The organism is Enterobacter cloacae complex sp. IR5459 (genome assembly GCF_049238005.1).
Lineage (GTDB): Bacteria > Pseudomonadota > Gammaproteobacteria > Enterobacterales > Enterobacteriaceae > Enterobacter > Enterobacter hormaechei_C.
This window is the reverse complement of record NZ_JBMKIG010000029.1, coordinates 1-6,661: the sequence shown is the minus strand read 5'-3', so window position 1 is coordinate 6,661 and position 6,661 is coordinate 1. Positions and strand designations below refer to the sequence as shown.

General features: G+C 51.6%; 10 protein-coding genes and 1 pseudogene. 1 reads left to right on the top strand and 10 read right to left on the bottom strand.

The annotated features are described in order from the left end of the window. The 9 genes and pseudogenes from ACOTX4_RS25285 to ACOTX4_RS25245 all read right to left on the bottom strand — a co-directional run. A pseudogene (locus tag ACOTX4_RS25285) lies at positions 1 to 701 on the bottom strand (hypothetical protein); the annotation flags it as partial. Positions 702 to 705: 4 nt separating this feature from the next. Then, a complete protein-coding gene (locus tag ACOTX4_RS25280) occupies positions 706 to 1,185 on the bottom strand; it encodes an ead/Ea22-like family protein (RefSeq protein WP_421635489.1) in 480 nt (159 codons plus the stop codon). Continuing rightward, the gene (locus ACOTX4_RS25275; protein WP_148391097.1) at positions 1,182 to 1,601 is read right to left on the bottom strand and encodes a hypothetical protein; all 420 of its coding nucleotides are present in this window, start codon (positions 1,599 to 1,601) and stop codon (positions 1,182 to 1,184) included. The genes ACOTX4_RS25280 and ACOTX4_RS25275 overlap by 4 nt, the downstream gene beginning before the upstream one ends. Further along, on the bottom strand, positions 1,598 to 1,912 hold the full coding sequence (locus ACOTX4_RS25270) for a protein ren (protein WP_421635488.1): 315 nt from the start codon (positions 1,910 to 1,912) through the stop codon (positions 1,598 to 1,600). Before ACOTX4_RS25270 ends, ACOTX4_RS25275 begins: the two co-directional genes overlap by 4 nt. Beyond that, a complete protein-coding gene (locus ACOTX4_RS25265) occupies positions 1,902 to 3,275 on the bottom strand; it encodes a replicative DNA helicase (RefSeq protein ID WP_421635487.1) in 1,374 nt (457 codons plus the stop codon). The genes ACOTX4_RS25270 and ACOTX4_RS25265 overlap by 11 nt, the downstream gene beginning before the upstream one ends. Then, positions 3,272 to 4,648 (bottom strand): replication protein, encoded by a 1,377-nt coding sequence (locus ACOTX4_RS25260; RefSeq protein WP_421635486.1) that lies wholly within the window; start codon positions 4,646 to 4,648, stop codon positions 3,272 to 3,274. The genes ACOTX4_RS25265 and ACOTX4_RS25260 overlap by 4 nt, the downstream gene beginning before the upstream one ends. Beyond that, positions 4,635 to 4,802 carry a hypothetical protein gene (locus ACOTX4_RS25255; RefSeq protein WP_013095956.1) on the bottom strand — a complete coding sequence of 56 codons (168 nt, stop codon included), beginning with the start codon at positions 4,800 to 4,802 and terminating at the stop codon, positions 4,635 to 4,637. Before ACOTX4_RS25255 ends, ACOTX4_RS25260 begins: the two co-directional genes overlap by 14 nt. 85 nt (positions 4,803 to 4,887) lie before the next feature. Further along, entirely contained in the window at positions 4,888 to 5,430 is a 543-nt protein-coding gene (locus tag ACOTX4_RS25250; protein WP_151571635.1) for a toxin YdaT family protein, read from the bottom strand. A gap of 29 nt (positions 5,431 to 5,459) precedes the next feature. Next, entirely contained in the window at positions 5,460 to 5,681 is a 222-nt protein-coding gene (locus ACOTX4_RS25245; protein WP_045343394.1) for a helix-turn-helix domain-containing protein, read from the bottom strand. A gap of 98 nt (positions 5,682 to 5,779) precedes the next feature. On the opposite strand from ACOTX4_RS25245, the gene ACOTX4_RS25240 reads away from it, so the two are divergent. Then, entirely contained in the window at positions 5,780 to 6,412 is a 633-nt protein-coding gene (locus ACOTX4_RS25240; protein ID WP_032104845.1) for a LexA family protein, read from the top strand. Between the two features lie 9 nt (positions 6,413 to 6,421). Here the strand turns inward: ACOTX4_RS25240 and ACOTX4_RS25235 are convergent. Beyond that, positions 6,422 to 6,661: hypothetical protein (locus ACOTX4_RS25235; RefSeq protein ID WP_421635485.1), on the bottom strand; the 240-nt coding region annotated here is incomplete at its 5' end.

The following is a 6,661-nucleotide window of genomic DNA, read 5'->3' as shown; positions in this document are numbered from 1 at the left end:
ACAGGTTCAACCATATTGTTGGAGTCACCGGAATGGTCAACCATAGCGAGCTTATCCTCGGAATGGTCCGTTAGCGCTTCCTGATAGCGTCCAAGCTCCACGTACTCCTGACATGACCAACCGCCATCAATGAAATCACGAGCTTCAACAGCGTCGAAAGTGAATGATGTTTCGCCGCCAGTTGATGAGGTTAAGCCGTACAGGTCTGCTACTGGCTCAATCTGTGTTACAGGCTCTACCTTTTCGGTGACATCACCAAGATGGTTAACCATACCGAGCTTATCCTCGTGATGGTTCTTACCATCATGTGTGAGGGATACATCTGCACCCTGAAGCATGGCGGCGCGGCAGGCATTCCAGCCGACAGCTTTTCCGTGTTCAAACGAGCTGTCAAAGTCATCATCCATTTCCATCGCAGCGGGCACATATACCGGCGCTGGCGTGGCAGAGCGATACAGAAGAACATCACCCATCTCTGTTCTGGATACAGGCCATACGTCTGCATCAGAGCCAGCATTGAGATAATCAAGATTGGACTGGTCGATAACGCACACAGGCTCCGCTTCGAGCGATGCCAGCGCAATCTTCATCGCCGCCAGCGCCATCGCTGCGTCTTCGTTTACTGCGCCTGGCGTCGCATCGCGCTCTTCTTCAAGCTCCGCGATTGTCTTCAGGAGCCATTCTTTGGTTAATTCAGCCATATCCCTAATTCCCCTTGATGCTGACTTTGACGCCAACCTTACTAATCTCATCGGCGCATCTGTTCACGATACTCCGGTGAAACTCACAAAAAATTTTCGCCGACTGCGGCCCTAATGGGTGAACATCGTGCGCACTCGGAAGTACAACCTCACGCCCCTCCAGTTCAGCAATCCGTTTGCGTGCCGCTGTGAGTTCTGCCATGTGCTCACGGAGGCTGTCAGTTGCTGCCTCCAGCTTGTCCCAGTCAGGGTTGAAGTTTGCCAGTTGAGCTAACTGGTCTTTCAGGAAGTCGATGCTCTTGTCTTTGGCTTCCAGCTCATCCAGCAGCGCCACTGATCGCAGAGCCAATTTCGCAAGCATGTTTGTGTCCTTCAAGCTCATCAGCCAATGCCCAGGATTGCTTTTGCAATACTCCATATCAGCTAATTTATTGAGCCATTCAATTTTTTCTTGATTTAACGCCTGTTTGTCGATGTTGCTCATTGGGCGGCCTCCTGGCGAAGCTGGTCGGCGAAGTCGTCAGCGTTTTCACCCGAGACCCACCAGGAATCCCTGGCGTCTGAAGAGTGGGCACGCTTCGATTCTTCTTTGCACTTTGAAGCGAACATAGCCACACCATGCGCCTGAATCCTTTTCAATACCGCATCAGTTTCCGGAGTGAGCAGGTTTAAAGACTCGTCAACAGCAGTAGCAAGAGCACCATCAGTCCCGGTTTCAAATGCCTCGGACACCTCTTCGATGCTCTGTTTTAGGCAAGCATTCTCCGCAGCCAGCGCCGCGCATCTGGCATCCGCTTCAGCAAATTTACGCACGAGATATTCGGCGTTCGTTTCGTTGACCTTCATGTCACCTGGCAAGCACTTGCCACGCAGAAAACCTTCCATCTCAAATAATTTCATACCCCTTCCCTCCCCCAAACCATCAATACTCGCTTCATCGCCGCGATGTTGCGGCACTCCTGAAATATTCCGTTGGTGCAGCTGCGCGCGGTACCAGCCTGCTCTTCCGGTGTCGCCAGGCGATAAGTCACCGTTCGCCAGACCTTGCTCACGCGGACAATCTTGCGGGACCGTTCCAGATCGATAGCATTCTTCGTGATGCAGTTGATGGTCATGCCACACTCTGTGGCCACATCCTTAGCAGTGAAGGTCCGGTGCGTTTCGAGATAACGCAGAATTGCCTGTTTGCCTTTCATCGTCTTAGCACTCATAGTCAGCCTCCTGTTGTATCTGGCCGCTGTAGGTGAAATCTACCGGGTCCAGGCCTGAGTAGCGGCTGCTGAAGTGGTAGGTCTTTTCTGCCCCCGGCGCATGGCGGGACTTCACACAGATGATTTCGGTGATTCCTTTCAGTTCGGTGTTCGGGTTGTATTTCTCATCCCGGTAGATCATGAAAATCACATCGGCTTCCTGCTCGATAACACCGGACTCGCGGAGGTCAGCTGCGACCGGGCGCTTATTAGCACGTTCTTCGACCTTACGGTTAAGCTGAGCCAGTGCGATGACCGGGCAACGCAACTCTTTCGCCAGGTTCTTCAGGCCGGTGGCGATCTCCCCTACGCTGCGGTTCATGTTCTCAGGGTCAGACATGCGCATCTTCTGGAGATAATCGACGATTACCACGCCCAGTCCGCCCAGCTTCTTACTCATACGCCGCGCTTCCGCACGTACCTGGTGAACGCTCAGGGATGGCTTGTCATTGATGTAGATTGGAGAGTCGATGAACTCCTTCATGCAGTGACTAACCTTCCCCCATGCCTCGTCCATTTTCCCGCTAACCTTGCTCAGCAGATCTTCTTTGCTTACCCGCGCCCGGTGGAAAGCGACTCGCTCCGAGATTTGTTCCACTGGCATTTCGAGACTGAAGAACAGCACCGGCTTTTTGTTTTTCAGGCCTACGGTTTCTGTCACTGTGGTGCTAAACATGGTTTTCCCCATGCCAGGACGTCCACCAACGACGATAAAATCGGTGTTGTTGAACCCGCCGAATGCGCTGTCGATGGTCGCCATGCCCAGCTCGGTTTTGTGCTTCCAGATATCGCCACTGATAATCGACTGGATAGTCTCAAGAGACATGTCGATCCCGGTGGTGATGTGTTCAGTTCCGTAGTCAGCGTTGTGCTCAATTCCAGAGATGTCGGCCTGAATGCTGCCAATGATGTCAGCAATACCCTCGGTAGTTGGTTCGGACAGCTTCTGGATCCCGACCTGTAACGCCAGGGTCATACGGCGACCAAGGTACATTTCCCTAAGCTTCTCGCAGTAGCTGGCAAGGTTAGCGAACGATGGCGTGTTTTTGCTGCATTCAGCCAGGTAAGCGAATCCCCCGGCACTTTCCAGCGCGCCAAGCCGTTCAAGGTCGCTGGTCAACGTCAGCAGGTCTATCTTCTCCCCGGACTCGTTGAGGCGTTTGTAGGACCGCAGAGCAACCTTGTGAGGCGTTGCTGTGAAGTGGTCCTCAGTCAGCCCCTCAATCGCGTCAGTCGCCATGTCAACGCCGTCTGTGCGGCCCGCTGCGAGCATGATCCCGCCGATGACGGCCTGCTCAACGTACAAATCGATAAAACGGCTCATGCTTTGACTCCCTTGCGCTCACGGTGCTCGTTGATGGCCTGCTCGTAGACAGATCCCCAGTTCTTCGGATTCAGTATCCAGTCGAGAGTCAGCCATGGCTGATCGCCTCGGGTGCCGAACAGGGAAGACTTGCTAATCAGCTCGAAGGCCATTCCCATGTGCTTCAGTTCTCGCCAGTTTCCCTGGGTGGTTTTGCCGTTCCACACAGCTTCCAGGTCTCGATAGGCCGGACGGCGGCGGTTCCACTCATGCAGTGAAACGGCCTTCGAAGGGAATTTTTCATTCCAGAGCTTGATGATCTCTTCGTGCGGACAGGCTTTCGGGTTGCTTCCATGACCATCTGCCCATATCAGGGCGTCTGACAGGTATCCATCAAAGCGGGTCATACGGCACAGGTTCTCTGGCTTGAAGCTGTGACCCCAGTTCACATGGGCCCAGCGGATAACGAGTTTCAGCTCTTCAGCGGTGTAGCACTGGTCTTTGCTCTTCACCGTGGAGAGAGCTTTCTCGAAAGGCGCCAGTGCAGCACAACGACTACCCGTTAGCTCGTTGAAGTAATCCATCACTTCCTGAGCGAGTGAGTTTTCCCCCTGGGGGGATTTAGGGGGATCTTTTCTTTCTGTATTTTGTATATTGTCTTTTGTGTGTACCTCACGCTGTAAATCACGATTTACTGACGGTGTGACACTATTTGTCACAGACGGTGTAAAATATTCCATCACGTCGTTAATCTTATTTATTGCTTGTGCCACTGTGGTTTCGAACATCTCTCCGCGAATCATCTGCTCTTTCATCGCTTCATGAACCAGTGGTTCGATAGCCCCTGCGTGAAGATGGAAAGGAGAAACATAAAACACCTTAGGATTATTTCCTTCGAAGTAGTATTTAACCTCTCTTAGCCTTTCTTCCGCATCACGGGTGGTGAAGCCAATTTTCACAGGACCGAATTCATCTTCAGCAAAAACGTATATGTAACCAGCCTTGTGTTTTGTAGAGCCGTATTCTCTGCGACGCTCTGGTCTATCTACGCACCAATCTGAGATCACCTTGTTAATGCCAACCTTTCTTCCTTCGGTAACCAAGACCCGCATATTCAGCAACTCTGTTTTAGTTGAACTGCATCTTGTTCTCGGCATGCCTGTCATTTCTGAGAATTGCTCACCACTTATCCAGTCAAACGTCTTGTTAAATCCGTATGTTTTACGAATTACAGCTAGCAGGAGTTTCATCTGCCGAACGGTGAAGTTGTTAGACATAATGGCATCGAGCAAATCATTGGCGATGCGCGTATAGCCATCTTCAATATCTGCCACCTGTCGCTCCATAACCTCTTGTTGAGGTTTACGATAATCAGCTAACTTAACGACGCCCATGCTTCACCCCTGCCTGAATCAGTGCCAGTCTTGCCATGCCAACAAAGCGCTCAGCGAACGCCCGGTTTTTTGAGGCAGCGACAACCAGGCCATCTGGTGAATCTGGGTGGCGACGTTCCTCTTTTTCCTGGTACTTTTTGCGAGTTTTTGACATACTTACTCCCGTTACTTGGCGTAACACAGTGTTTGGAAGGCCTTTGAAGTGACCGCTTCAAGGGCTTTTTCTTTTCTGGTGCCTCTCACATAACCCCCAGCATCGAAGTGACCATCGTCATCAACGGCCCTACCTGCTCCGGCATGAGGCGGAACAGCGACGCTATACCCTCGCTTACCTCTTTCAGCTTCTGATGCTCTGGGGCGTCCAGCAGCACGGCCTGTTTAGCCTCTGCGAGTTCTTTCTCGGCCTCAGCCAGGCGAGACATTTTGCAATCAGCACCGATCAGGCGAGTGCGATACTCAACCGGCAGGACGGCCATGATTGCGGGCGTCAGCTGGCGCACGTTCTCGCGGTACTGCTCAGAGTCGAAACGGTTATCCAGAAAGCGAAAAAGTTTCTGGCGCGCCCTGCTGATGTCTTCCGGAAAGCTTATGGAGTTCCCGCCCTGCTCCCGGTATTCTTTGATGATCAACGCCGAAACCACGTCCTGATTGTCCAGCGCCGATGACCATGCCCGGACCGCATCGCGGATCTTTTCGTGGTCTGGCGCCGCCTTAGCTTGAGCGCGGTTTATCACCGCTCCCGGGTGTATTCCGGTATTGTGTTGATACGCAAGTGAATGCATTGCTTTCCCTTTCGTGGTTAGGGCCGCCGTTAAGCGGCTGTTGTTTTATTCGGCTCATCGCCAAAAAGAAGCCATTCAGGTTCACATTTGAGAGCCCGAGCCAGCTCAACCAAATAACGTGGACGCTTGGTGGTCCCGGCCTCGATGGCCTGAAGTGATTGCTGTTTCATACCCGCCAGTCTTGCCAACTGGTCCTGAGACAGATTCATCTCTTCACGTTTTTGCTTGAGGCGTTGAGAAATTGTTTCCATATTACCTCCACAGTTTTATCTGTATTCTGTGACAGTTATTTCTGTTTGTCAATTACAGTTTTAACTGTGACTATCAAGGCATACAGAGAGAGGGATTTATGAGCCTTGCGGATCGCGTTAAACAAAAAAGAATTGAGCTGGGATTAACCCAGACAGAAGCTGCTGAGAAGGCCGGTATCCGGCAGCAGTCTTGGCAGAGCATTGAAGATGGGAAAACTCTCAAGCCACGTAATATAATTGGAATAGCCAAGGCTCTTAAATGCGATGCTGATTGGCTAATGAACGGCGGCGCGTTTATGCCGATGGCAGAAGTCAACAGCAGGAGAGTTCCGTTGATAAGCTATGTACAGGCAGGAGCACTGGCTGAGAAAAGCCCTATTGAGGCCTTCGATGGCAGCCTTGAATACATCCTCACTGATCTGGATGTGTCCCAGCACACTTTTGCGTTGCGCATTGAAGGCGACTCAATGGAGCCAGATTTCAAGGCAGGAGACGTTATTATCGTCGACCCTGAGGTTGAGCCAACGCCTGGGGAATTCGTTGTTGCGAAGAACGGCGGAACACAGGCGACCTTCAAGAAATACCGCCCGACATGGGTAGACCCTCTCGGCTGCCAGCACTTTGAACTGGTCCCACTCAATGACGACTACCCTGTCATTAACAGCGATCACCAGCCTTTAACCATTATCGGTGTAATGATTGAGCACCGTATTTACCGCCGCAAACGCTAAAACCCCCTCTCAAACGTCTAAACAAACCGGCTTATGCCGGTTTTTTTCGTCCTTACAAAATAAATTACCCACAAATACAGAAACATATGTTTCGCACGCCATTAAATACAGTTTTGTCTGTTGACGATAATACAGTTTTATCTGTATCTTTAATCCATCGAAACGAAACATCGACAGCTGAGCGAAGTTAGCCAGCGGCGAAGTGGAGATTCGGTCAGTCGAACGGCGCGACAGTAAACCATGCGTCGG